The organism is Micromonospora hortensis, from assembly GCF_022230935.1.
In the GTDB taxonomy this organism is placed as follows: domain Bacteria; phylum Actinomycetota; class Actinomycetes; order Mycobacteriales; family Micromonosporaceae; genus Micromonospora; species Micromonospora hortensis.
Genome location: NZ_JAKKFE010000023.1, coordinates 216,809 through 240,647 on the forward strand (window position 1 = coordinate 216,809; position 23,839 = coordinate 240,647).

Consider the following 23,839-nt stretch of genomic DNA (forward strand, 5'->3'; position numbering starts at 1 on the left):
GGGGATTTCCTCGCCGTCGGGACCCGCGCAGGACGGACCGACCTCACTGCCGCAGCCCCTGCTGGTTGAAGATCTGCACCATCTTGGCGTGGGCGGCCGTCACGGCCTGCGCGGGCGCCGTGCCCTGCACGACCTGCTGCATCATGTCGGTGAGGACGTAGGCAGACCCCACCGCCTGCTGGCCCGCGCTGGCCTTCTGCGGGAAGGCCAGGCCGTTCTTCGTGTTCAGCGGCAGCTTCAGTTCAGTGATCTTGCGCAGCATGGGGAACGCGGGGTCGCCGCTGGTGAAGAACGGGTCGGCGTCCCAGACCTTCTCCCAGGCGGGCATCACCAGGCCGGGTGCCTCCTTCGCCACCCCGAGCAGCGCGGGCGCGCTGACCAGGTACTGCGCCAGGAGCTTGGCGAGCGCCGGGTTCTTGGCGCCCTTGAAGACGACGAAGCCCTGCGACTGGCCGAGCAGCAGCGGATTGTCGGTCGCCGGCCCGATGCAGTCGGAGAACACGTGGGTGTTCGCGTGCACCGGGTTCTTCTTGGTCCTGGAGTCCGCGTAGACGCTGAACTGGTTGCGGGTGTAGCCGAGGATCCCGGCGAGCCAGTTCTCGTTGTTGCTGGTGTCGGTCCAGCTCGCGATCCCCGGCGGCAACATCGGCTTGTACTTGGGGTTGGTGTAGATGTCACCGAGGAAGGTCACCGCCTGCACCGTCTCGGGTGAGTTGAAGGTGACCTTCCGGCCGTCGTTGGCGGCGATCGACCCGCCGTAGGCGTTGATCAGCGCCTCGATCATTCCGTTGCCGTCACCGGACCGGTTCACCGTCATGCCCCAGCCGAACCGGCGCTTGGTCGGATCGGAGATCTCCAGGCACAGGTCCCGCAGTTCCTCCCAGCTGTAGATGTCCTTGGGAGAGATGCCCTTGTCCTGCATCCAGTCCTTGCGCAGGAACGACCCGATCCCGATGAAGTGGTACGGGATGGCGAACCACTTGCCGTCGAAGACGCAGAAGTTCTTGGCCTCGGCGCAGGGCTCGCCGTACTTGGCGGTCAGCGCCTTGACGACGTCAGTCACGTCCTCCAGGTCGCCCAGCGCCTGGAACTGCGCGACGAACCGCGAGTCGGTCATGAACGCCAGGTCACGGGCCACCCCGCCCTTGACCTCGGCGTCGATCTTGGCCACCACGTCACCGGCGTCGGCCTGGACCAGACTGTTCTCGATCTTCGTTCCGGTGCTGTCGGCGAACTTCTTGATCGAGCTGTCGAGGGCTTCGTTCGCCGCCGTCGAGTACAGCTTCTGCGACAGCATGCCCATCGAGGAGCCCTTCATCGCCGCCGCGGCGTCGATCAGCTCCTGCGGAACCTCCGGCTGCACCCTGGTGGGTGATTCGGAGCCGTCCCCACACGCGGCCAGACCGGCCGCGCCGAGTACCCCCACTCCCATTCCCAGAAAGCCGCGCCGGGACCACCCCGAGTTGTCCTCCATGGACGTTCGCCTCCTCTGTTTCCCGCGTGATTGCACGCCGAAGGCGTGCCTGTGCTCCAGGTGTCCCTATGACGGCGACCACGCACGCGTCGCCCGCATCGATCAGTGCGCTCGCGTACCCGTTGTTGCGGTCGACGGGGTAGCGACGGGCCTGCCTTTGCCGCCGCCCACCGTCGGTTGTCCGCTGACGCACGCGTCGTCTTGGCCGCCCAGCGCGCCGCGCGAGAGATTCCGCGTGCCGCGCGCCGGGAAGCGCGACGAGGTTGAGGCGATCGGCGACCGGGCCGAGAAAGCTGCGCTGACGTTGCAGTTCGGTCGGGCCACGAGACCACCACCGTTCGAGATTTCGAACTGAGTTCGAGATACCGTATCGAGTGGTCGCGACGCTAGAGCAGCGTCAAGAAGAATGTCAATGTTTCGATGGGGTTTCGAACCGAAAACGGGAGGCGGCCAGCTATCGAGGCTGGGCCCGGTAACCCATGCGAGCCGACAGCGCCGCCGCGCCCTCGCGAACCAGCCCGGTCCACTCCACGTGCGCCTCCGGCGTCCAGCGGATGATCGGCGCGGACAGGCTCATCGCGGCGATGGTGGTGCCGGAATGGTCCCGGATCGCCGCAGCCACGCAGCGCATGGCGGTGTCGGACTCGCCGATGTCCACAGCGACGTTCTCCGCCCGGACCCGATCAAGATGCTCGCGGAGCCGGGCCGGGTCGGTGATGCTGTCCGGCGTCATGCCCGGCAGGGCGTTCTTCATCAGGACGGCGTCCAGGCCCGCCCGATCGAGGCCCGACAGCAGAACCTTGCCGACAGCCGTGCAGTGCGCCGGCAGCCGCCGCCCGACAGCGGAGACCATCCGGACGGGGTGCGTGCTGTCGAACTTCACCAGGTAGATGACATCGGCGCCGTCGAGCACCGCCACATGGACCGCCTCGTCGCACGCGGCAGCCACGTCCCGCGCCACACACTGCGCCTCGCGGACCAGATCAAGTCGGCCGGCGAACGCCGCACCGAGCTGGAACAGCGGCATGCCGAGCCGATACTGCACCGGCTGCCCCGGTACGGAGATCAGGTACGAGCGAGCCTCAAGCGTGACGAGCAGTTCATGGACCGTGGTGCGGGGCAGGCCGAGCCGCTCCATCACCTGACGGGCCGACAACTGGGGGCAGTCCAGGAACAGTTCGAGGACGTCGAGCGCACGGTTGACCGCCGGTACCACACGGGGCATGTCGATAGTCCCTTCGCAGCGCCGGACCCATGTCAACGATCTCCACACGGGCCAGCACCTGAAGAGGATATCTACGTCAGCCTCCGGCGCCAGGTGTCATCACCACCCCCACCGGCGGAGCCGCTGCTGTCTGTCCGGATCACCGCCCGCCCGAAACATCTCGGGCGGGCGGCGAGGGGCTCAGCTCTGGCTGACCAGGCCGGCGTCGACCACGTACTCTGCGCCATGCACGGCCTGGAATTCGGCGCTGGCGACGAGCAGGGTCGGCTCGAACTGGTACGACCTCACGATGTCCGAGTCCGTGGCGTCGTCACCCACGTCTGCGACAGTCCGGCCGTACGTGGCGGCTGCCTCCAGCCGGACCTCGTACAGCAGCTCGGTGCGGGCGGTGATCGACCAGGTTCCGTCCGGGTTGACGGTGGCCGAGCCACCGCCAATCGCCTGTCGCTGCGGACTCGACAGACTCACCTTCAACACGCCGTCCGGGCCACCGGCGATGGCAGGCTCATCCGCCTCGCGCTGCCCACCCCGGTCAAGGTCGTGCCACACACTGCCGCGGATGACGCACGTGCCCGAGATCGCCACCGTGACGGATGCGGTGTTGTTGTCGGTGTTCGCCTCGCGGCGTTGCGGGGTGATGCTCGTGGTGATGGGCACCCTGCTGCCCGGTGTCGCGCCGGCCACGACGAACGGCACGAACAGCCGGCTCGCCCGACCACCGGCCGCCAATTGCGGATACGAGCACGTGTAGCTCGTCGTGCTCACTGCCGTGCAGGTCCAGGCAGGGTCAACGACCGACGGGGTCGTGGTCCTGAGCCCGGCGGGCACCGCGACAGTGACGCTGATCGGGTCCGACGCTCCGGTGCCGTAGTTCCGGATGTCGATCTCGCCGGAGAAGGTCTCGCCCTCCGCCGGATTCAGCACGTCGGTCATCATCAGATCGACGACCAGATCGGGCTGGAGTCGCCCGGCCGCCGCCGCGTCGGCCGGAGCGAGTGCCGCCGTGCCCCCGACGAGGGCGAGGGTGGCCAGCGAGGTGGAAAAGGTACGTCGGATCGAGCGGGAAAGGGAACGAGGGCGCATAGGTTCCTCACGTCGCGGGTGACGGCCCTCCCAGGACGGTGAAGGCCGGACTGGAGATCAAGATCTCCACTCATCCGGCGTCGTCGATCAGCCCGGCGTTACACAGAGCCGGTGTCAGCTGTGCCTGTCCCCTATGCTGCGCCAGGCAGTTGGTGTGAGCAGTCCATTTAGGGGGCGCGGAGCCGGATGGCCGACGAGATCAAGTACGAGTACAAGACCGTACGGCCAGTTCGCGGCACCGACGGCTGGGTCATCTCGAAGATGCAGAAGGATGGCTGGGAGCTCGTGCAACAAGCACCAGGCACGCTTCGCTCCACCGTCAACTTCCGTCGGCCAAAGAAGCCGCAGCCGTGGCTCCTGATCGGCGCGGCGGCCGCCGTCCTCGTGATCCTGGCCGTCGTCATCGGCGCCGCCTCGGCACTCAGCGGCGGAGACGAAAAGAAGGACGAGTCAGACAAGTCGACGGCTGCTGTGAGCGAGAAACCGTCTGCTACGCCGGCTCCGACCGCTGTCGAGTCGGCTGCCACTGAGGTGATCACGCCGCAGAACAATCCGGAGTTCGCCGCGCTGCTGAAGGCGGACAGTTGCGACGACGCGAACCTGGCCTTCGCGACCAGGCACGAGGGCAAGACGGTCGCGTTCAACGGCTCGATCGTGAACATGGTGCCCCACGGTGACTACGACACCCGCTACGACTTCCTTCTGGGCCCAGGCGACAAAGGCCCGAACACGGCAGTCGGCCCGGCCTTCAAGTACGAGGACGTCAACATCCTCGACCTGAAACTGACCGGCAAGCAGATCCCCGCCACCGTCGGCGAAGGCGACAAGTTCCGCTTCGTCGCCGAGGTAGGCGAGTTCAAACCCGCCCAGTGCCTCTTCTTCCTCGACCCGGTCTCGACGGAAGTCCGGTAGTCAAGATGGGCGGCGGCGTCATCACCGACCGGCTTGCCCGGTGATCACCTAGGCGGACACGTCACGGCCGGGCCGTGACCCGCCGACGGACCCCCGACCATCCTGGAGCCCGAGCGCCCCGCCGGAGGCGAAGTAACCGCAACCCCCTACCCGCCACCAGCTCGCCGACGCAGCCGGTGTGCTGCACTATGCCGCGCGGGCTCGTGACCGCGCGGCCCGGCCGGCTGCCGGCCCCATGGGCTGACCGCTTCCGCGCCAGCCGTCGGGCGTGTTGCGTGGCCGGAGTCGGGGCGACGGACGCGCGCCCAAACGGCGGCGCGTGCGGCCCGTCAGGAGTGGCGTTTACTGGCAGAGGCGATTGGGATCAGCCTGGCTGCTACGTCCTCGAAGTGGCCGAAGCCACTGACGGTTTGCCACAGGCAATGGGCCCGGTAATAGGCGCGCAACGGCTCGACCTGCTCTCGGTAGGTCTCCTGTGAATGCGAGTACATCAGCAAGAGTTCCTGGCGTCGCTCGGCTTGCTGAGAGTCCAGGTCTATCTGACGTTCCACCCAGCGCTGCGCGGCGAGGCGGAGTTGGTCCTCCGTAAGGACAACTTCGATCACTGCGTCGGGGACATGGCCGCTCTGCGTCTGCAACTCAGCTTGGCGGATGTTGCGAGGGAAGTTGTACAGCACCCAGCCACCGTCGGCGTTGGTTAGGGCGTCAGCGATGGCTTTGACCATCAGCTCATCCGGGACAAGATGTCCGGCCTGCATATACCGGCTCGCCTCTTTGCCCAGCGAAGTCTGCTGCTGCACGTGACCGCGGAAGACGTTACCTGCGCTGACAACCTGTAGGCCGATGGCGTCTGCCAGAGCCCACGCAGCGGAAGCCAGGTCGACTACCGGCCCGGCGATGAGGACCACGTTGGGCATGTGTACTCCATGTGGATGACGCCGAAGCGCCAAGCTAGCCACCCGCAACGCGCTCAAGCGGCTCGGCAGAGCACTGGACCGGTAGAGCGCTACTGCTGTACTTCGCTGTTGTACGAGTCGTGCTGACAAAGACAGCAGCCCTGCAAAGGGCCGCTGAGCTGGAACGGAGTGGGCCGCCAGGGACTCGAACCCTGAACCCTTCCAGCGGTCTGCGGATCACTTCAGAACGGACGGACCGGCTTCCTGCGCTGGGTGAGCTCTCTCGTCGCCTTGCACCGGTTGACGGCGCTTGTCGGCGTCACCTTTGCCCCTCATGTGCCCGACGATCTTGCTGGCCATCGTTCACCGCCTATGCCCTCGCGTCAACCGTGACCCCGCCGGGGGTCCTGGTCGGCGTGGTTGGCTCGACGGGTGTCACTCTCGTCGGTGCTGCCCTCGGCGTCCTGGGGGCCACCAACGTCGCTCAGGTATCCCGGCGTTCGCTGACTTGGGGGCGCTGCGTCTGGCTTCGCAGTTGGCGGCTGGCTGGCCCCAACAGGCGGTGGTGCGAAGAGAGCCGCAACCTCCTCCGGCGGGAGCCCTTCCCATCCAGCAAAAAACCACTGCCTTGGCATGCGCTTGAGCCGCATACGCCGCTTAAGCCTGGCAGGAGGATTTCGCAGGGCTCGATATGCAAGATTTTCGAAGAAGACGCCATAGTGCGGGTCGTTGCGCCTTTCTCGTTCCTCGTAGATGTATGGGGACAAGCGTGCCCAAGAACGAAGGACAGACCCACCCATAGAACTAGCCGGAATTAATTCATCGATTACCCCGTGAGCAACCAGGAGGCCGACCGTGGTAAAGAGTCCCATTACAGGGGCGACGTGAGACCTGGCCTCCGGAGTTAAGCCGGTCATCCCGGTCTCTGAGGGAGGGCACTCACCCCATAGGCTGAACTGGATGTAACTCATGTGCTCTTTGAAGGAAGGGTCTCTGAATTCCTTGAAGAGATCGGTCAGGACAGGCACCAAGTTACTGTCTCTCATGATCTTGGATTGCCTGAGTGCAAATACGGCTGATAGGGCCAGTGCCAACAGTGAGAACAGAAGAGAAGCCGCATTGGCAAGGCTGGTTTCGCCCACTTGGCCCATCCAATCCGCCGATCATTCCTGAAACGTCCAACGCCTCCCGTCAGTCTCGCAGGGCCATGCCAGCCGGCTGCGCGATCGCTTGTCTGCCCGCCAGGTTGGCTGCTCGGCAGCCGATGCCTCGCTTACAAGCTCTGTGCGTCGCGTCTGCACGCGTCCGGGAACGGCCGCACGCTCGGACCATCGTCCATGCCAGCGCTCGTCAGCGTGCTGCTGTCCGGCGGCGTTGCTGTCGAGAGCCGTTCCGCCCACAACCGTCGTTAGCTGGCTACGGTCTCAATGCCGCCTGCGCTTGCTATCAGGGAGCCCGCTAGGGATTTCCTGACGACTGCTGTCCGACCCCACCGGATACTCGCGCCCGCGGTTCCTCTGAGGACTCGCCCGCCAGGAGCCTGACGGCGGCGTTGGGACGGCAGTTGGAGGCTGGAGGCGCTTCCCCTCTTTCTTCCTTTGCATACTCCAGGAGCCTCGGCACGGCTTCCTCGTCGCTCGTGGCGCCCGTGAGGGCTCGCGCAGCCTTCATTACGGCGGTGTGCAACGCGACTAGTCGGTCGGCCTGATGCGGAAGCTCTAAGCTCTCCTTCTGAGAGTCAGGCGACCGGTCAAACGAAACGACTACCTTGCCCTGCTCATCGACGAGCACAAAGACGCTCGCATGGGGCCACAGCGGCTTCTTCGACTCGGTCATGCGCCGACCCTAGACCGAGCCCATCGATGTTGGTAGACGCAGTCGACGAACCGCTGAAACCCGGGGCAGACGGCAGACGGTTTAAGAAGGGTGTAGCGCCTGCTGGGGCATGGAGTGTCCTACACGACATACGCCCGACGGTCCCCAGCCCTGTGCGCTTGATCGTTCCGCGTATGTTCCGGGTCTTGTCGGCCCTAGCTATCGGGGCCTACGCACGCGTACTCTTACGCTGCTGGTAGCTCAACGGACAGAGCGCCCCTTTCGCAAGGGGGATGTTGCGGGTTCGATTCCCGTTCAGCCCACGAGGACCGGGTCCGGAAACGGGTCCGGTCCTTCTGTTGTTCATGATCCTGCCGCAAGTTTAGAGTCGGCTGAATGCTAAGGCCATGTCGCTGGTGCCCGACGAGGATGTCGTCGGTACACGTCACCGTCCGGCACGAACCCGGCCGCAAGCAAACGCGGGACCGCCTCCGGCATGGCATCCGGCGAGTGCAGGACCAGCCCCCGCTCGTCCGCCCAGTCACAGGCCTTCGCTAGGACGGCAAGCAGCGTGAATCTTTCGCTGGCCAAGATCCGATCTGAGTTGTGCCCTGGTTGTGCCGGATGATCTTTCGTCAGGGTTCTTGCAGCTCAGAAGGGGTCTGTGGTGGGCCGCCAGGGACTCGAACCCTGAACCTATGGATTAAAAGTGCGCAGACCATGACGAAGTGGATCCAAAGTCTTGCGGTGCTCGACCGTCCGGATTCCAGGTGCGCCGTCCGGGCCCGTTTGCGCTGGTCCACGTCGTGCGCGCGTGGCGATGTGTCGTGGTGGGCGTCCGGCGGGTACGCGAATCCCGCGATCCCACCGCGCATCCGTGCGGCACCGGTGCGTCCGAGCACCCGGAGAGCACCCACGGTCCTGGTGCAATCCCGGTGTTGGTGACCCATCTTGTGGGCCGGATAGCCGGGCATCTGCCTCACGGCGAGATCCGCAACTCGGCACTCGGGCCAGCTACTGCTGTTGGTACTCCGGTCGGATCGCAGAGGTAGGTGTGGCTACAAGTGCATACCGGGCCCGGCTCGGTCTACGACCGGCAACTGGCCGTATGGGCTAGCGGCGGTCTAAGCCACTGACGTTGCGTGACAAGTGCTGCTTCGCCGAGTCGATCCTGCGGCGTGCGGATCTGTCGGGTTAAGTACATCGATCGTGCTGATGTGGACGCGACAAGTCAGTATTGCTGGTCGGTTGACCCGGCCTGCTAGCGTTCCAACGCGCCGTTATCAACGAATCACGCTTTGCGGTCAAGCTCCAAGGTTCTGAACTGTGCGGACACCCTCGTCATGGGAGTGCGATGCAAGACAGGAAGCCGTTACCCCCGGAACAACGCGGCACCCTTCCTCTCGTTCCTGGTCAGAGAGCACCCGAGGACGCGCCGCCTGTAGGAGCCTGGACCGCGCCGCCTGAACTCGTCGGCAGCGCGTCGCCCATCCGTGTGGCATTGAGCGTCATGGCCGGGGGAGACCATAGGTGCGCGATGCACCTTGCGGTGAAGTCGAGACCAGGACTTAAGCCCGCCGCCTGGCCGCGTCGAGACAAGCCGCCGGTGCCGGTGCGGCTGGTCATGGATGTATTGGACGCTGTGGAGTTCGACCGCCGACCGGTTGACGAGGCGCTGAACTCGGTGCTGGCGAAGCAGCCGCTTCACGACGGTCTCGCAGCCTTCATCACGCATGCCGCACGCAGTTACCTGTCGATCTGTGAGGCGGAACCATCGATGCTGCCGGTCGCCCGCTGGTGGGTGGTCCAGCATGTCGATGAAGGTGTACGCGAGCTATGGGCTTGGGGTCGGCGCTACCGGTCGGCCGACGGCACGGTGCGTGAACTAAGGCTAATTCGTCTCGCGAACATGCTAGAGCGACAGCGCAGCGAGGCCGAGGTGGCGGTCGCGGCCTACACAGCCGCGTACGGCCGTCCCGCGACGTGGCCGGTTGACTGGGAGAAGAAGTTTTTTGTCCGGGCACGCGAAGAGGTGTCTCGCGTAGTGGTCGCCGACATCGACCTCACCGAAGGCTTGAGAAGGGTCCTGTTCGACGGAGCCATCGAGGATGCCGCCGCTCTGTACGAGAAGCATGGACGTCGAGCAGCGATTCAGGTCCTCCATGGCCAGACGCGCCGCCCCGGCGGCGATTGTCTCAAATGCCGCCTCGTGCTGGCCTGCGACGAGGTGACGCGAGCGCCGGGACTACTGGGGCTGCGGTCGTACCGGCGAGCGAAGCTACGCCAGGTGTCGATCAGCGACCTACGCTATTACGACAAATGCCCGGCCCAGCACCACCTGCAGACGTTGCATCTGCCAAAGGTCAACGAGTACGCCACTCCGGCCCGGATCGGTCAGGCAGTCCATCGCTATCTGGAGACGCTGCACGCGAAAGCAAGCGGGCCGTGCCAGCATGCGGACATGCCAGCTGATATCAGCTGGCCTGACCTGCGTTGGGAGCTCGACGCTGATGCAGCCGAGGTCGGCATGCGGATGCTCGCGCATCATCCGTCCGTGTGTCCTGTTCAGGAAGACACCTCAGACCTGAGGATCGAAGAGACCTTCGTCTTTCATGACACCGCTGCCCAGACGTTGGTGATCGCCAAGCCCGACCTCGTCTACCGCGACGACGGCGCCTGGGTGTGGCGCGAGACCAAGACCACCCGACGCCGCCAGCGCGGTGGCGGTGACGTGGTCACAGAGTTCCCGCAGGTCGCGCTCGCAACGGCCATCCTCGGGCGAGGACTGCTGGGCGGACCCGTCGACGGTACCCGGGTCGAACTGGAGATCCTCCGGCCGACCGGAGCGGATCTCATCATGGTCGACCCGTCAGATCCGCAGCAGCTCGACGAGGCGTACTCAGCCCTGCGAAAGATGGCGCAGCCGTGGCGCGAGGACAACACCTTCGCCGCAGCGCCGGGAGACAACTGTCGTACCTGTCCGGTAAGTAGGTGGTGTCCCAGCGCGGCGGAAACGGACTCGCCGCCGTCCTGTCAGGAGACCGCTCGTGGTGCTGACCAAGAACAGCCCGCCTGATCTGACCACCTTCACTGGGGTGACGCTGCTGCGCATGGTCGCGACCGCCCTGGTCAAGCTGTCGCGTCACGACAGGTCCCCGGACCCGATCTACTCGGACAAGGTGCAGAAGGCCTACAACCATCTGGTCCTGCAGTGCCTGCTGCGCGAGATGGAGCCGCCGGCCAGCGTCGCAGACATGGCGCACTGGGCGGCGACCAGGCCGATCGGACAATGGCCGTTTGACCTGCCAGTGGAAGCCGAGAACCTGGACGAATTCTTGGTCGACGCGCAGACCGGGGTCCCCACCCAGCGATGCTACGAGTGGGAGGTCTCGGGCCCCGATGCCGCAGCCGAGCTCTTCGAGAACGAGATCATCCGTACGGTCTTCGCACAGTGCGAGGCGGCACGATCGCCGCAATCCTACAGCGCGTTCCGGTACCTCTTGATCGACAAGCCGGTCCTGACCGGTATCGACAAGGCGACGCTGATCGGTGAGCATCCCGAGCTGGGCATCGTTTTGGAGACGGTGAACCGGTGCTACGAGCCGGCCCCGGCCGCCTACCGAAGCACCGACGGACGTTTCGCTACGTGCGCACGCTGCCATTGCCTGCTCAAACCCGATGGGCGGTCCTGGCGGTGCGAGCTGGACCGCTGCCGCCGAGAAGCCCACGCCACTCCGAAAGAGTTCATCGACGATCGCTCGACCGGCGGGCTGTATTTACTGCGAGCGCCGCTGCGCATGTTCATCACCGGCCCCGGGCTGGCCGAGGTCGAGCTGGAACAGAAGCTCATCGGCAAGGGCCTCGTCCCGGAGATGTGGCCGGGCTGCGACGCCTACGACCTGAGGATCACGCTGCCGAACCGGCAGGTCTGGGCCATCGACGTGAAAGACCGAGCCAACCCGGCTCTGCTCGGGCACAGCGCCACCCGGTTCCGGCCGGAGCCGCCGTACAACCGTGCCTTCCTGGTGGTGCCGCAGTACCGGTTCGACGACCGCGAAGACTACAAGATCGTCTTCGAGCATTTTTGCCCGCCGGAGGTCAAGGAGCAGGTGACCCTGCTCAGCGACAAGGCGTTTCTCCGCATGTTGACAACCACCTTGACCCGGCTGGGCAAGAACGGATGTGCGGGAGGGGACGATGCGTGATCGCAGTAGCTGGCACGGCGAACTCGCCAGCGAATTCCGTGGCGCGTGGAAGGCACCTGCTGGGTTCGGTGTCGGCGACCTGCTCGACGTCGAGCTGGCAATCTATCTCGGCACGCGGGTCATGCCGACCCGGCCGGTGCGCGACGTCTGGACGTTGCTTAGCGGCTACCCATATGAAGAGGCGTTCGGCGACGTACGAACCAGCGATGCACGGCTAATGATCCGGCGGGCCCGGCATTTCCTGTGGGACCGCAGCCGCCGCTACACCTGGCACAACTCGCTGCACATGTACCTCGACGTCGGCATCACGCTGCGCGGCTACACGTTCGCGACCATCGACGATCTACCCGAGGCGCTCGAGCCCACGCGCGCGCATGACCGCAGGGAGGTCTACGAACGGTTACTGACCCAGCCGCCCCCTCTGGAGCGGCGCGAGCTGCCCATCGCCGGCGCCGGACACCAGTTGTTCTACGTCCGCGACCAGCGCCACTCCGTGAACATCCCCGCCGACCTGATCGGCCTCAAGCCCTGGATCGGGCATGACACGCGTGCGGTGCCGGCAGGCAAAGGCGAGCCGATCACTGTCACCATGACCGAACTGGAAGCCGCCGCCGGTGCCATGGACGCCCTAGAGGTCGCCGCCAACGCCGCGGATCTGGCGGAGGACCGCACGCCGGGCAAATCCAACGATTGGAAGAAGCGTCTACGGCGGGTCGAGTTGCTGCTGCGCGACGAAGCTGCCGGAGCGTTCCAGCCCCATCCCCAGCTGCGCATCGACAGGCTAATGAACCTCGTCGGCATGGTTGGCGCCGGCAAGTCCACGATTCGCGACATTCTCGCCTTCCAACTCGCCACCCGCGAGCAACCGGCCGACCGACGCCGGACCACGATCGTCGTCGGTGACGTCGCCGAAGTGCTGACCATCACCGAACAGTTCCGGCGCCTCGGTGTGCACGCCGCGCCGATCCTGGGAAAGTCCACCCTCGAACGCAACATTCAGCGGTTGCATCGGCGCAGCGAGTCTGCCACACAAACCATGCTGAATCATGACAACCCCGGTTTCGCGCACCTGTCGAGCGCGTGCCCGCTCGACGCCTTACGGGGGTTCGAAGCGCGCCGGGCGCTGGCGATCACCGCCGCGCCGTGCACCGGCTTGTACAGCGCTGACGATGTCGAAAAAGCCGAGATCGAGCACGACGATCCCGATGCCGCCATTGCTGGGTTCCGGCGTCGCCGTAAGCCAGCCAGGCCGAAACGTCATGGATGCCCGTTGTGGACAGCGTGCCCGCGGCACAGTGCAGCGCGCGACCTGGTCGACGCACAGATCTGGGTCGCCACGCCAGCATCGCTGGTGCACAGCCGTGTGCCCGACCATCTCAACGACGAGAACATGCGCTACCTGGAGCTGGCCTGCCGCCGCAGCGACCTGATAATCGTCGACGAGGCCGACCGGGTACAGATGCAGCTCGACACCGCTTTCGCGCCGGCGGCAACGCTGGTGGCCCGTGGGGCGGAGTCGTGGCTCGACGAGATCGGCAAGCACAAGCTCACCGAGCTGGCCGCGCAGGGTCGGCTGCAGTTGTCTAGTGACGAGACCGACGATTGGAACAGCGCGCTCAATACGGTCATCACGGCCACCGACCGGATCTACTCCATGCTGATCAACGACGAACCGCTGCGGCGGTGGATCACGCAGGACTACTTCAGCGCGATGACCTTGCACCAGTGGCTGATCAATGAGTGGTTTCCCGAGCTGCGCAGGCGCAACCGCAACGATGACGAGAATGCCGAGGCCCCCAACGAGGACAAACTTGCGCCCCAGCGGGCCGGGCTCCAGCGTGTCGACGCCGTACTCGGCAGTTTCCGCGACTCGCCGCTGACCCCGTTGCGCGGGCGTGGTCCCGAGGATGCGACCACGGACCTGGTCAACGCGCTCGTCGCGATGGCGACCGAGTTGCTGCACGCCCCCCGCGGGGTATTCGTCCGCGAGTTCAGCCGTGAGCGGCTCAAAAAATTGCTGCGCCAGCTGGTCCCGAACAACGCCTCCGTCGCCGGTGACCTTGACGCCAACCTGCACCGCTTCGAATTCACCCTCGTCCTGGCGGTCCTGCACGATCGTCTTGACCGCATGACCATTCTGTGGCCTCGCGTCGAAGCCGCGCTCAACCTGGACTCCACCTCCAACGTGCTCTCGCGCCGGCCGCCAAAGGACTACATGCCAGTGGTCCCCGAATCCCCCATGGGTAATGTGCTCGGCTTCCAGTTCCAGGCCGGCGACCGCAACGAGGACGGCGATCAAAGCGGCGAGCTGCGGTTCTTCCGCTGCAACGGCGTCGGTCGCGAGCTGCTGCTGGAGCTCGCCGACATCCCAGCCGTGGACAACCGGCCCGGCCCGCACGTGCTGCTGATGTCGGCCACCAGCTGGGCCGGCACCTCCAGCCGCTACCACCTACACGCCCAGGTCGACGCCGTGCTGCGGCCCCACGAACACGAGGTCGCCGCCATTAAGAAGAGCACCTTCCGCAAGCTCTTCCTCTACCCACCCGGCATCACCACCGCCCTGAGGCTGTCCGGCACCGACCCCCGGCAGCGTCCCGCCCAGCTCGAGCAGATGCTGCACCAACTGGCCGTACCTGACCGCAGCCTGACCGGCGCGACCTCGCTGCTGCAGCAGGAACTGGACGACATCGACGACCCACAACGCCGCAGGATCCTGCTGCTGGTCGGCAGCTACGCCGAAGCACAACGTGCCGGGCACTACCTCAACAACCTGCCGGAATGGACCGGCAACGTCACGGTCCTGGTTTCCGACGACACCGACCTCGACCACTCCTGGAGCAACCTTCCCGCCGACACCCGGCAACTGCACCTTCGCCGCGGCGAGCTGACCAAGTTCCCCGACATTGGCGGGCAGCTGCTGATCGCGCCGCTGTTGGCCGTCGAACGAGGTCACAACATTGTGATTCCCGGCGGCAAAGCCGCGATCGGCAGCGTGTACTTCCTCGCCCGCCCGCACCACCGCCCTGACGACATCACCCTGGCCACACAGGCGATCAACGACTGGGCGGTTCGCCAAGTCCGCGGCCCCGGCCGTCGCTTCACCCAGACCGCTCTAGCGGCTGGCAGCCCCGACGACGCCGGCCTTCGTTTCCGGGCCGAAGCCGCCCGCAAATGGCACCGCTTCCTTACCCGCCGCCTGTCCTGGACCAGCCTGCCTCCCGACGAAAAATCGGCCTTCACATGGGATCAGCTCGTGGTCATATGGCAGGTCATCGGACGACTCGTGCGCGGAGGTGTCGCCGCCCGCGTCTACTTCGTGGACGGTGCCTTCTCCCCGCGCGAGGCCGGCTTCAGCGGCGACGACACCCCAGCGACCAGCCTGCTCGCCAGCATGCTGCACGAACTCGCGCCCTACTTCGACCCCGAGTCGGCACAACCGGCGATCGACCGATCGCTGGTCGAAGCCCTCTACGACCCGCTCTACCGCGCGCTGCGCGACATGAACTGATCTTTCCCGCACGGACCTGTTCAGAGAGGCCCTCGATGCGCTACGACCACACTCAGACCGCAGCATTCGTGGCAAACCGCAAACTCGAAGTCCGGCTGCACACACTTACCTTCCCCGCCTCCTGGCGCCGTCCCATCCTTGACCTGCGCACCGCCGGTTGGCGCGAGGATTCTCGCGCTCGCGCCCAGCAGGTACCGATTGGGCGCCTCAACGCACTGATGCGCACCGCCGCCCCCGATCTGGTCTCTACCGCTACCTGGGCAACCCTCGATGAAGGCAACCCTTGGCTGTTCGCAGCAAAGCCGTTCCCGCCGGCGATCATGCGAACCTTCATCAACGCCTGGCTTTATGACCTGCCCACCACCGACGAGGGCAAGGCGCTCGTGATGCCAACAATCACGAAACTCGACTCCGGCACCCTGCAATGGACGCCGAAGACCGTCGACCTACTCGCCCACGAAACCTCAGAAGGCAACACCGCCGTTCCGCACCCGCACCTCTACAGCCTGCTGCCGGACTACGCGGCAGCCAAAATCGCCAGCCAGTCGTACCAGCACGGGAGCAAATCAGTACGATTCCGGCAGGTCGCGGCCAACCCCGCCAACGGCTACGCCGAGCTTGTCTCCTGGCCACCGCTGGAACACCACACCGGCAGGGGCAGCAACATCCGTACCTGGTATTACAGCGCCACGATCAAGATCGCGCTGCGTACAAAGGCGTTCGACCCCACCATGCGGCTGCACGTCGATACCGGCATCCGACGTTGGACCAGCGGCGAGCTGAACACCAAGGGTCGCTGGGGAGCCTCCACCCTCCTGCAGTCGACCAGCCCGTTCGTCACTAACGCACCGATCTCACAGAAGTTCGCGGTCGCTCACCTGCTCTGGGACCGCGACACCCGGGAGATGGGCTGGCGCAACGGCGGCACCGAACAGATCCTCAACCGGATCGGCGCCCTAGACGGCCTTCCGGCGGCCGAGCAGCTCGCCGGCAAGTCGGACGCCTGGCTCTTTGGCCGGGACGGCGTCACTGCCGCCGTCACCTACCACACCACCATGCGCGGCCCCGACCACCAGGTCGGCACCGGCATCATGCCAGCCGAACGCAGCCGTCTCATTCGCTGGATCGGTCAGTGCCTGCAGCCCGACTTCGATCTCGACCATCCTCTGACCCGTGTACCCATCGGCGGCAAGGCAAGCCGGAGCCTCACCAAGCTCGAAAGTGTCCCGAAGGAGAAGAAGGACCAGACTGACGCCGAGCGCGCCCAACTCGTCGAAAGGCAGGAAGCCGCCCACGCCGCGAACGACGAAATCTCGAAGGCGAATGCGCTCATCCGGCGCCAGCAGCTGTCCGCCGCGGTGGACGGCCGGCTCTCCGTCGTCTTGCTCTACCAGGGCGACGGCAAGGGGATGCGTGACCGCCTGCTTGCCACCGTCGAACGACTGCTCGATTTGCCCCATCAACAACCCGCCAGCAACGATACCTGGACGTGGGACGCCAGCGCCCTCACCGTCACGATCTACGCCCGTCGCCTCGGCGGGCTCGGCGCAGCGCTCGGCGAGGGCTCCGTTCCCCGGCGCGGCCGGAAGCACGACGAAGCCGTCGCCACACGCCGAAAGCTGGTCGCTTCCGCCATGAAAGATCTGGCCGAAGAAGTCGGTGACACCCCGCAACTCGCCCTCATCGAGCTCGACGGTGCGAAAGCGTTTAACGCCCGCACCACCGACCCGAAATTTGCGATCCGCATGGGTTGCGCCGACGCCGACATGGTCAGCCAATTCATCCGTCCCGACGAGTTCCCTGGCAAGGACCTCGACAAGGAAGAGGCCAGCAACCAGCACCGAGCCGAAGCCGCCTGGGACGACTGCCTACGTCAGCTCGGCATCCGCTTCGTCCCGCAACATCGCCTCAAGAGCGCCATCCCCGACGACCTCGAGCAGCTCGCATTCTGGGTGGTCAAAAGGCGCAACGACGACACCAACACTCATCAGATCTTCGTCCCTATCGCGATCCTGATCCGGCCCGGCCAAAAGCACATCATGGGCAAAGCCGAAGGTATGGTCGACTGGGTGCCCTACCCGACCCTGCTCAAGACCCTGGCCGGCACGAACTACCACGCCAGTCCCGCCAAGGAAGACGAACAGAAGGACCGGCTCGCCGCCTTCATCCGAAGCACCCTAACCCGGTTCCGGAACACGCAGACCCTCATCGTGACCGAAGCCCATAACATCCGGTATCGGCTCTCCACGGTACAGAACGCTCATATGCTTCCCGGCCACCTGCAGCTCGGCGAGTTGCGACCCCAGAAAATTAGCCTGTTCGGCAAGAAGATGAGGCTGGTACGGATCTGCGGCAACGATCGCCTTGAAACCCCCGAATCGTGGGCTTTCGAGGGTGACAGCGTCGGCATTTCCGACGGGCTGTGGCGGCACGAGGACGGAACCGGAAATGCCGGGCAGGCGCGCGTCTATTACAGTACGGTCGACAAACCGGCTACCCACAGCTCCATTGTCATTGACTTGGCCAAACTTACGCCCCATTACAAGGCGACCCTCGCGCAGGCTGATGCTCCCGATATCTCAGAGGGCCGTTCTCCCGACGGCGGGAAGGCAGAGGACCCGAGAAACTATCTCGACCCGTCTAAGAGCGCCTGGAACGCCGAACTACTCGAGTTCGTGGTCGCCGCTCACCCGGAGGGTGAAGACCCTGCAAGCTGGGCCGGGTTTCTGCACCAGCAACGCCACTGCTTCGACGACTACCGGGCGGCTCTCAGCAGGCCCTTGATCATGCACGTCGCGCGACTCGCCAACCAATACGCCCTACCCGCCGACGACACCCTTGAAGACGACGGCGACAACATCGACGATCAACCCGAACCCGAAGGCGATATTCAACTAGCCTTCGACTTCGAGTCCTGAAACCATCCAGAACAAACGGACAAACGCCTGGGCACCTCACTCCGCACGAGGTGCCCAGACCGGCCCAGGCAGTGACGGCTGCGTGCGTGAACTATAACTAGCGAAATTGTCGAGTGGGGCGCTGTTTCTGGCTACCGCACGTGCCGATAGTAACGCTTCCCGGTGCCACCCAGACTGATGCCTTATCCGTGTGCCAGGCCGCAGGGCATCCCCATGTCGCCGCGTTGAGGAGTGGGCTGTGGGCGAGGAGCATCGTCGGTCTGGTCGGCAAATCCTCACCTTGGCGCGGTCGGGTGTGGCTCTGGCCGCATGGACGGTAGCGTTCTTTCCGTTCGCGGCGAAGCCCAAGTGGGCTGCGCCGCCCGACCTACTCGCCTACCGCGTGTCGACGGTGAATCGCACGCCGTCAGCATCCGATATCCCGGTAAGGATCACCTTGTTGCTGGCATGCCGGATCGGATCGCCGATCGCGGCATGACTCGCTAGATCCCAGAATTGAACGGTGCCGGCCTCATCAGCCGTCGCCACGATGGTTCGACCGTCAGGTGTCGAGCCAGCGGCGACCGCCTTGACCACTCCTCGCTGCCCGGTGTCCATGACCGCCAACAACTGACCGCTTTCAAGGTCTCGCACGACGAGCCGGCCCATTGAGTGGCCGATGATTACCGATGCTCGCTTCTCTGGCGTGAACACTACCGCCATCGAGCTAACGTGGTCGTCTAACTGCAGTCGGCCTGGATGCTGGCTCGCTCCTTCATGCAGGGCCCAGCTAAGAATGGTCTTACTGTCGCTGATCGCGCAAAGGACGGCGCGTCTGTCAGGTAGCACGGCTGCGGCAATCGCTGTAACCGGCGAGGTGTTGGCTGGCGGCATCGCGGCAATCCGGTTGCCCGGACCCCATCTCCACCATTCGAGTGTGCCATCGCTGCCGGTTGTGAGCATCACAATGCGACCGTCGGCGACTGCAGCCAGCGTTAGGGCTTCTACACGGCGGGTCGGCACTCCCGCGGCGGCGCCTGAGTCAGACGTGGAGCTATCGTCGCGCTGGTTCCACAAACGGATGGTTCGGTAAGCACCTTCGCTGGCTACAAAAATCCCCTGGCCAGTTCGATCGACTACAGCTAGATCGTTAACCGATGCAGCAACCGGTGGAGCAGCCGTATGGGTCAACTTCAGCCGGTCATCGACATGCCAGACTGAATGCCGGGCCGGTCCTCGGTCGCGCAGCAGACCGTCCAGTCGAATCTGGTCGCCGTCGTTGAGGTGAGCCCTTCGTAGCGCGTGCCAATGCTGCGCCTCGGCTCGTGCCGCCAGCTGGGCATGGAGGAATGCCATCGTCTTGCCGCTGCCAGTTGCCGCCAAAACCTGCACCAGCCCCGACGAGAACGCGGAGAGATTCGGGCCCGCTTCGGCACTGTTCGCCAAGACAAAAGTCCTGCGTTGCGAAGAATCCGAGCGGACGTTGTAGGGCTCCTCCGGGAATGGTCGAGTCGGCAGCACAATCGTCCGTCGTTCCGAACTGTTGTCGAAGCACACGTCGACGATCAAGACAAGTTGCTTAACTGGACTTAATGCCAGTAGGTACCGGAAATCTCGCACGCTGATGGCGTCGACCGTGAACCCGTCAGCGGTGGTGGTGGTGTCAGCGGCGGTCAGGTACACCTCGGACGTTCGGGCATCGCGTATTCCGTGACCGGTGTAGTAAATGACCAGTGTTTCCCGCGTCTGGGACGCCGCCTCGACGAACGATGACCAAAGGCGCGCCCGAGTGGGATTCAACAGAAGCTCGTTGGTTGCCGATGAAGGTCCGCCACCGGAATCTTGGAAGATTTCGGCGAGCTGCCTAGCTGGTGTCAAGTCGCGATGGACGACTGGCGTTGCGCCGGTCGTCAGGTAGCTGTCGACGCCGACAAAGAGCGCTCGCCACTCGTCTCGAGGCGCGTCCGGAACAGAGTCGTGCACGGCACCGTCGTTGGAGGATGGTGCTGTCGGCTCGCCAGCGGTGGGAGGTGTGCTCACTCCTCCGCCAGCTGGCCCGACTGGGCCGGGCGGACTGGGCCGGGCAGCAGCCGGAGGAGGCCCGAAGCCGTCGTCGTCATCACTGTCAGTGTTCGGCGGCGGGAAGGGATCTGGCACCCGCTCGGCCATGGCAGCTTCCCACAGTCGGTCAAAACGGTCGCACTGCGCGTCCGGATCGGCCATCCGGTCGAGCTTGGCAAGGAACTCGACGATCTTGAGCAGCCGCGGCAAGTTGGGGATCTGAGGCAGCGAGAAGACGTTCTTGACGACGTTCGGACCGTAGCCGCAGGCACGTGCCATGTCGCGGACCGATGGCCATCCGGCGCGGGCATGGAGGCGGTGCAGCTCATGGTTGAGCTGCTTCAATCCTCCGGTCACGCCAGGAGCGCGACTCAGCTCCGCCATGCCACCCCTGAAGGTCAAGGCTCACCCGCCGGGTGGCAGGCGCGATCAAGCGTAGTGACCTTCGATGTGGTGGTCGAATTGAACGCTTCCTCAGGCTTTCGGTGTACCGGAATGTACCGGGGCGCCCCGGGCCGTAACCCACCGGTGGCCGAACGCACCAGTTCCATCCGGGACAGTCCATGTTGTCGCCTCCCGTAACGCACCGTGTCTGTTGGCCTGATCCGGGCGCGAGAATTTTCGTCAGGTCCGGAAGGGTAGAAGGAGGACACGCCGATGATCAAAGAGCTTTCCGGCGCGGCGCTGGACGGCATCGTCGAGAACCTGCCGACAGCGCTGATCATGGCCGGGCTGGCGGCGGCAACCATGGTTGCTCGCCGTCGTAGCCGCAGGCGCAACGCGAAACATAGTGGCAAAGACGCCTGATCCCGCCGAGCGCTCAAGGTCGTCAGCGATCCACCGACGGCCTTGAGCGCTCCACCGGTGAAGTTGCCGTGTATGCCCACGCCGACCGAGTGCGGGGCGATGGTCGACAACACAGTGAAGCACAAGCGGTGGCATCCGGCGCCCGCCGAGAGGTGTGCCGAATCGGCAGCCAGGGCGGGGAGTGTTCTAAGCCTCGGGGTACCGAACGGCCCGCCAGGATCGATCCTGGCGGGCCGTTGTTACCCTCGAAGCGCCAGCCCGATAAGCCCGAATTAGCCGATCCGCTGGCGGTTCTGGTGCTTGCACGGCTCGGCCGTGTAAACCAGCTCGTCAACGTCACGGTAGAGGTGGACCGGCCCACCGTAACGAGGCTTCACCGACTGGAGCTCTGGTCCGGAGACGTCGGTGACGATCTGCTTGCATCCGTCCTCCGGGCACTGCTGCCCCGGAACCGGCATTTCGTTCACGTGTATCCCTTCGGCCATGGGTGGGCCGCACCGAGCTTATCTCGGGGTCACCGTGGCGGCGGCCGGGTGCAAACGGCGTAGGGCGCCAGCTCGGCCGGGACGCTGGCGCGCAGACGACCGGCTACGGTCTGCACCCATGCAGTACGCATCGCTTGTCGTCGCCATCTGCGGCTTGGTGCTCGCCGGCCTGTCGCTCGGCTGGCAGGCCGCGAACTTCGTGCTCACCGGTGGGCGGGTGAAGGTCGAATTCCGGGTCGGGGCCCGGGCGGCCGGGCGATGCTCACCGCAAAGCCAAACCTCGGTGCGTACGAGGACAGGCAACTAACGGGGCGTCGGCGGGCAGAAGCGTTTCTCAGTCCGCGAGGGTGGCTCGCCGCGCGGTGACCAGGCGCGCTACCTCGGGGTGTCGATCTCCGGGTGCCGCGCGGGTGGCGTGGGTCGCAAGCCGAGCCTGGGACGGGGTGCCTCGCCAGCCGTGGGGGGAGTCGAGCAGGTGCCAGATGATGCGGCCGAGGGTGTACACGGTGGTCCGGTGGTCGATGACGGCACCGCGGACGAACTCTTCCGGGGCCATGTAGCGGCGGGATCCGGGCAGGCGCTCGGCGTCGAGGACGAAGGGGCCGGGCCGATACTCGTCCAGGTCGATCAGCCACATCTGTCGAGCGTCGAAGTCGTAGAGGAAACAGCCGTCGTACAGGTCGACCGCGACGTGGCCAGCCGCCGCGACGGCCTCGTGCGCGTCGAGGATCGTGGTGATTGCCGCCTCGACGTCGGAGAGGGGTAGCTGTTGTAACCGGGTAAGTGCGGCTCGGTCCGAGCCGTGCGTGGTGGCGTGGTTGAGTACTGACCCGTCGTGCCACGGGTAGACCAGCACTGGCCCGTCAGGGCTGTTGAGGATCTGCTCGGGGCGGACGATCGCTGGGTGCTGGACCGCGGCGTGGAATCGGGTGGCCCGGATCAGTGAGAGGCGGGCCGGCGCGGTGGTGGCCTTCTTGACGAACCAGCGGCGCCCGGCATTCTCGACGCCGTAGGACAGGCATCCCGAGTCTTGCTCGCTGAAGACCGTGAACGCGGACGCGAGCGGCAGGTCGGACATGGTGGCGAACCTACCCCTCCACGTGGCCGTCAGGTCCTTCGCTTGTGCCGGTCCGCCGGCGGATGCCCGTCCGCTCCGCGGGCCAGGCGGGTTCGCGGTGGTTGCCGGCGGCTTCTATGAGTGCTGCCGGTACACGTGCGGCGAGTTGTTCCGCCTGGTTGACGGTGAGCGTCACGGTCCGGCGGAATGCGTCGTAGTCGCACAGCAGATTCGTGAGCTGCTTGTCCGGCCAGTGACGGAGAGCTTCCGCCACCTCGGGGAGCCGCAGGGGTGCCTTCGGCTGCCGCTGAACGATTAGAAGCCGAGCTGCGCATGAGAGCACGGACAGAACGTGGCGGGTGGCGTCCTCGCGCTGGGTACTGCTGTCGTGTCTGGCGCTGAGGCCGCTCACGGCGATGTGGTGAAGCGCAGCGATGTCCTCAGCAAGATTGGTTGCTGCTGGAGTTGTGGTGTGGGTCGGGCCCGCGCCTGCGATCACGGCGGTGTCGAGGCCGACGCGGTCCAGCACCATCCGCATCGTCATGTCGTGCAGAGCACCGAGGCTGCGGACGTTGCCAGCGTGTTCGCCGGTGAGATGCAGCGAGGCTCGTATGCCGTGAAGCTTGGAGGCTTCCGCCACGATCTCGTTGATCTTGGTTGCTGTTCGTGAGGTCGCCGGGAGATTCCAGGCGACAAAGTTTACGTCGCTCCAGCCGTCGATGAAGTCGCCGCGGGCGGCCGATCCGCATAGTCCTACGCCCGCTTCAGGATGCCCGGCGATGGCGGCCTGAGCCTCCGTTGCCACCTCAGTAATGAGTTGGCTGAGGCTGCGACTGAATGGGAGTGGCCCTGCCGAACGCCAGGCGATGATGGCGAGGGCGCGGTCCAGGATCCGCTGGAACTCAATGTGAGTGGCCGCTCGTCGGGCGGCGGGAGCGTCAAGCCAACGAGCTTGGACGAAGCCCTCGTCTCTGGCAGGCGTTGCGGCGGTGGTCGCGGTGGCGAAGAGGAACCAGTCGACGGTTTTTGCCGCAGGCGAGCCGTCGTTGTCGGTGAAGACGTACTTCTCCTGTCCGAGGTACGCGCCGTAGTGCGTACCGGTCAGGCCGGTCTCCTCGGCTACTTCCCGCACTGCTGCCTGCAGGGGTGCCTCGCTCGGCTCGAGGCGACCCTTCGGGGCTACGGTCTGTCGTTCGCCGTTCCCCCGGACCTGATCCAGAAGCAGGATCGAAGGAGCGCCCAGATCGTTCGTCGTGACGACGGCGCCGGCGGAGGCGTATCGACGAATCATGGCCGGGTTCCTCCGGGGGCTGCCTGGATGGATTCAAGCGCGTCGCGGGGACGAGCTGAACGGTCCTGCGGGGCAGGAACGTTCCTTGGTGCCTGGCATCCCACTACGCCCTGGGGCGGGCAT

16 protein-coding genes and 1 tRNA gene are annotated in these 23,839 nt (G+C 65.4%); 8 read left to right on the forward strand and 9 right to left on the reverse strand.

Features of this window, described 5'->3' with window-relative positions; genetic code table 11:
• Positions 1-43: 43 nt before the first annotated feature.
• From NIE111_RS17210 to NIE111_RS17220, 3 genes are all read right to left on the reverse strand, one after another.
• Positions 44-1,474 (reverse strand): extracellular solute-binding protein, encoded by a 1,431-nt coding sequence (locus tag NIE111_RS17210; protein WP_238685353.1) that lies wholly within the window; start codon positions 1,472-1,474, stop codon positions 44-46.
• 454 nt (positions 1,475-1,928) lie between these two features.
• Complete coding sequence (locus NIE111_RS17215) at positions 1,929-2,699, reverse strand: IclR family transcriptional regulator (RefSeq protein WP_238685354.1); 771 nt, start codon at positions 2,697-2,699, stop codon at positions 1,929-1,931.
• Between the two features lie 180 nt (positions 2,700-2,879).
• Positions 2,880-3,782 (reverse strand): SdrD B-like domain-containing protein, encoded by a 903-nt coding sequence (locus NIE111_RS17220; protein WP_238685355.1) that lies wholly within the window; start codon positions 3,780-3,782, stop codon positions 2,880-2,882.
• A gap of 186 nt (positions 3,783-3,968) precedes the next feature.
• On the opposite strand from NIE111_RS17220, the gene NIE111_RS17225 reads away from it, so the two are divergent.
• Complete coding sequence (locus tag NIE111_RS17225) at positions 3,969-4,694, forward strand: DUF4839 domain-containing protein (RefSeq protein ID WP_238685356.1); 726 nt, start codon at positions 3,969-3,971, stop codon at positions 4,692-4,694.
• Positions 4,695-5,023: 329 nt separating this feature from the next.
• Here the strand turns inward: NIE111_RS17225 and NIE111_RS17230 are convergent, their stop codons facing one another.
• The 3 genes from NIE111_RS17230 to NIE111_RS17235 all read right to left on the reverse strand — a co-directional run bounded on the left by NIE111_RS17230 (position 5,024) and on the right by NIE111_RS17235 (position 7,426).
• Positions 5,024-5,611: a nucleoside monophosphate kinase gene (locus tag NIE111_RS17230; RefSeq protein ID WP_238685357.1), complete on the reverse strand. Its 588-nt coding sequence runs from the start codon at positions 5,609-5,611 to the stop codon at positions 5,024-5,026.
• Between the two features lie 362 nt (positions 5,612-5,973).
• A complete protein-coding gene (locus NIE111_RS32440; RefSeq protein WP_372488349.1) occupies positions 5,974-6,741 on the reverse strand; it encodes a DUF4760 domain-containing protein in 768 nt (255 codons plus the stop codon).
• 307 nt (positions 6,742-7,048) lie between these two features.
• Positions 7,049-7,426, reverse strand: a complete 378-nt coding sequence (locus NIE111_RS17235) for a hypothetical protein (RefSeq protein ID WP_238685358.1) — start codon at positions 7,424-7,426, stop codon at positions 7,049-7,051.
• A 231-nt stretch (positions 7,427-7,657) separates the two neighbouring features.
• On the opposite strand from NIE111_RS17235, the gene NIE111_RS17240 reads away from it, so the two are divergent.
• From NIE111_RS17240 to NIE111_RS17260, 5 genes are all read left to right on the forward strand, one after another.
• Positions 7,658-7,728: transfer RNA gene (locus NIE111_RS17240), tRNA-Ala, on the forward strand.
• 1,214 nt (positions 7,729-8,942) lie between these two features.
• Positions 8,943-10,481: a PD-(D/E)XK nuclease family protein gene (locus NIE111_RS17245; protein WP_238685359.1), complete on the forward strand. Its 1,539-nt coding sequence runs from the start codon at positions 8,943-8,945 to the stop codon at positions 10,479-10,481.
• The gene (locus NIE111_RS17250) at positions 10,453-11,610 is read left to right on the forward strand and encodes a pPIWI_RE_Y domain-containing protein (RefSeq protein ID WP_238685360.1); all 1,158 of its coding nucleotides are present in this window, start codon (positions 10,453-10,455) and stop codon (positions 11,608-11,610) included. The genes NIE111_RS17245 and NIE111_RS17250 overlap by 29 nt, the downstream gene beginning before the upstream one ends.
• The gene (locus NIE111_RS17255) at positions 11,603-15,118 is read left to right on the forward strand and encodes a pPIWI_RE_Z domain-containing protein (RefSeq protein ID WP_238685361.1); all 3,516 of its coding nucleotides are present in this window, start codon (positions 11,603-11,605) and stop codon (positions 15,116-15,118) included. Before NIE111_RS17250 ends, NIE111_RS17255 begins: the two co-directional genes overlap by 8 nt.
• A 35-nt stretch (positions 15,119-15,153) precedes the next feature.
• A complete protein-coding gene (locus tag NIE111_RS17260) occupies positions 15,154-18,036 on the forward strand; it encodes a pPIWI_RE module domain-containing protein (RefSeq protein ID WP_238685362.1) in 2,883 nt (960 codons plus the stop codon).
• A gap of 375 nt (positions 18,037-18,411) precedes the next feature.
• Here the strand turns inward: NIE111_RS17260 and NIE111_RS17265 are convergent, their stop codons facing one another.
• A complete protein-coding gene (locus NIE111_RS17265) occupies positions 18,412-20,460 on the reverse strand; it encodes a WD40 repeat domain-containing protein (protein ID WP_238685363.1) in 2,049 nt (682 codons plus the stop codon).
• 273 nt (positions 20,461-20,733) lie between these two features.
• Here NIE111_RS17265 and NIE111_RS17270 point away from each other — a divergent pair, with 273 nt between their 5' ends.
• Both NIE111_RS17270 and NIE111_RS17275 read left to right on the forward strand, forming a co-directional pair.
• Entirely contained in the window at positions 20,734-20,883 is a 150-nt protein-coding gene (locus tag NIE111_RS17270) for a hypothetical protein (RefSeq protein WP_238685364.1), read from the forward strand.
• Between the two features lie 603 nt (positions 20,884-21,486).
• Positions 21,487-21,675 carry a hypothetical protein gene (locus NIE111_RS17275; RefSeq protein WP_238685365.1) on the forward strand — a complete coding sequence of 63 codons (189 nt, stop codon included), beginning with the start codon at positions 21,487-21,489 and terminating at the stop codon, positions 21,673-21,675.
• Positions 21,676-21,702: 27 nt separating this feature from the next.
• Here the strand turns inward: NIE111_RS17275 and NIE111_RS17280 are convergent, their stop codons facing one another.
• Together NIE111_RS17280 and NIE111_RS17285 are read right to left on the reverse strand one after the other, a co-directional pair.
• Positions 21,703-22,446, reverse strand: coding sequence for a protein kinase family protein (locus NIE111_RS17280; protein WP_238685366.1), 744 nt, complete (start codon positions 22,444-22,446; stop codon positions 21,703-21,705).
• A gap of 10 nt (positions 22,447-22,456) precedes the next feature.
• Complete coding sequence (locus tag NIE111_RS17285) at positions 22,457-23,716, reverse strand: NUDIX domain-containing protein (protein WP_238685367.1); 1,260 nt, start codon at positions 23,714-23,716, stop codon at positions 22,457-22,459.
• Positions 23,717-23,839 lie beyond the last annotated feature (123 nt).

Coding starts and splice junctions, on each gene's coding strand:
- NIE111_RS17210 (WP_238685353.1), bottom strand. CDS start 1,474: ATGGAGGACAACTCGGGGTGGTCCCGGCGCGGCTTTCTGGGAATGGGA.
- NIE111_RS17215 (WP_238685354.1), bottom strand. CDS start 2,699: ATGCCCCGTGTGGTACCGGCGGTCAACCGTGCGCTCGACGTCCTCGAA.
- NIE111_RS17220 (WP_238685355.1), bottom strand. CDS start 3,782: ATGCGCCCTCGTTCCCTTTCCCGCTCGATCCGACGTACCTTTTCCACC.
- NIE111_RS17225 (WP_238685356.1), top strand. CDS start 3,969: ATGGCCGACGAGATCAAGTACGAGTACAAGACCGTACGGCCAGTTCGC.
- NIE111_RS17230 (WP_238685357.1), bottom strand. CDS start 5,611: ATGCCCAACGTGGTCCTCATCGCCGGGCCGGTAGTCGACCTGGCTTCC.
- NIE111_RS32440 (WP_372488349.1), bottom strand. CDS start 6,741: ATGGGCCAAGTGGGCGAAACCAGCCTTGCCAATGCGGCTTCTCTTCTG.
- NIE111_RS17235 (WP_238685358.1), bottom strand. CDS start 7,426: ATGACCGAGTCGAAGAAGCCGCTGTGGCCCCATGCGAGCGTCTTTGTG.
- NIE111_RS17245 (WP_238685359.1), top strand. CDS start 8,943: ATGCACCTTGCGGTGAAGTCGAGACCAGGACTTAAGCCCGCCGCCTGG.
- NIE111_RS17255 (WP_238685361.1), top strand. CDS start 11,603: ATGCGTGATCGCAGTAGCTGGCACGGCGAACTCGCCAGCGAATTCCGT.
- NIE111_RS17260 (WP_238685362.1), top strand. CDS start 15,154: ATGCGCTACGACCACACTCAGACCGCAGCATTCGTGGCAAACCGCAAA.
- NIE111_RS17265 (WP_238685363.1), bottom strand. CDS start 20,460: ATGGCGGAGCTGAGTCGCGCTCCTGGCGTGACCGGAGGATTGAAGCAG.
- NIE111_RS17270 (WP_238685364.1), top strand. CDS start 20,734: ATGATCAAAGAGCTTTCCGGCGCGGCGCTGGACGGCATCGTCGAGAAC.
- NIE111_RS17275 (WP_238685365.1), top strand. CDS start 21,487: ATGCAGTACGCATCGCTTGTCGTCGCCATCTGCGGCTTGGTGCTCGCC.
- NIE111_RS17280 (WP_238685366.1), bottom strand. CDS start 22,446: ATGTCCGACCTGCCGCTCGCGTCCGCGTTCACGGTCTTCAGCGAGCAA.
- NIE111_RS17285 (WP_238685367.1), bottom strand. CDS start 23,716: ATGATTCGTCGATACGCCTCCGCCGGCGCCGTCGTCACGACGAACGAT.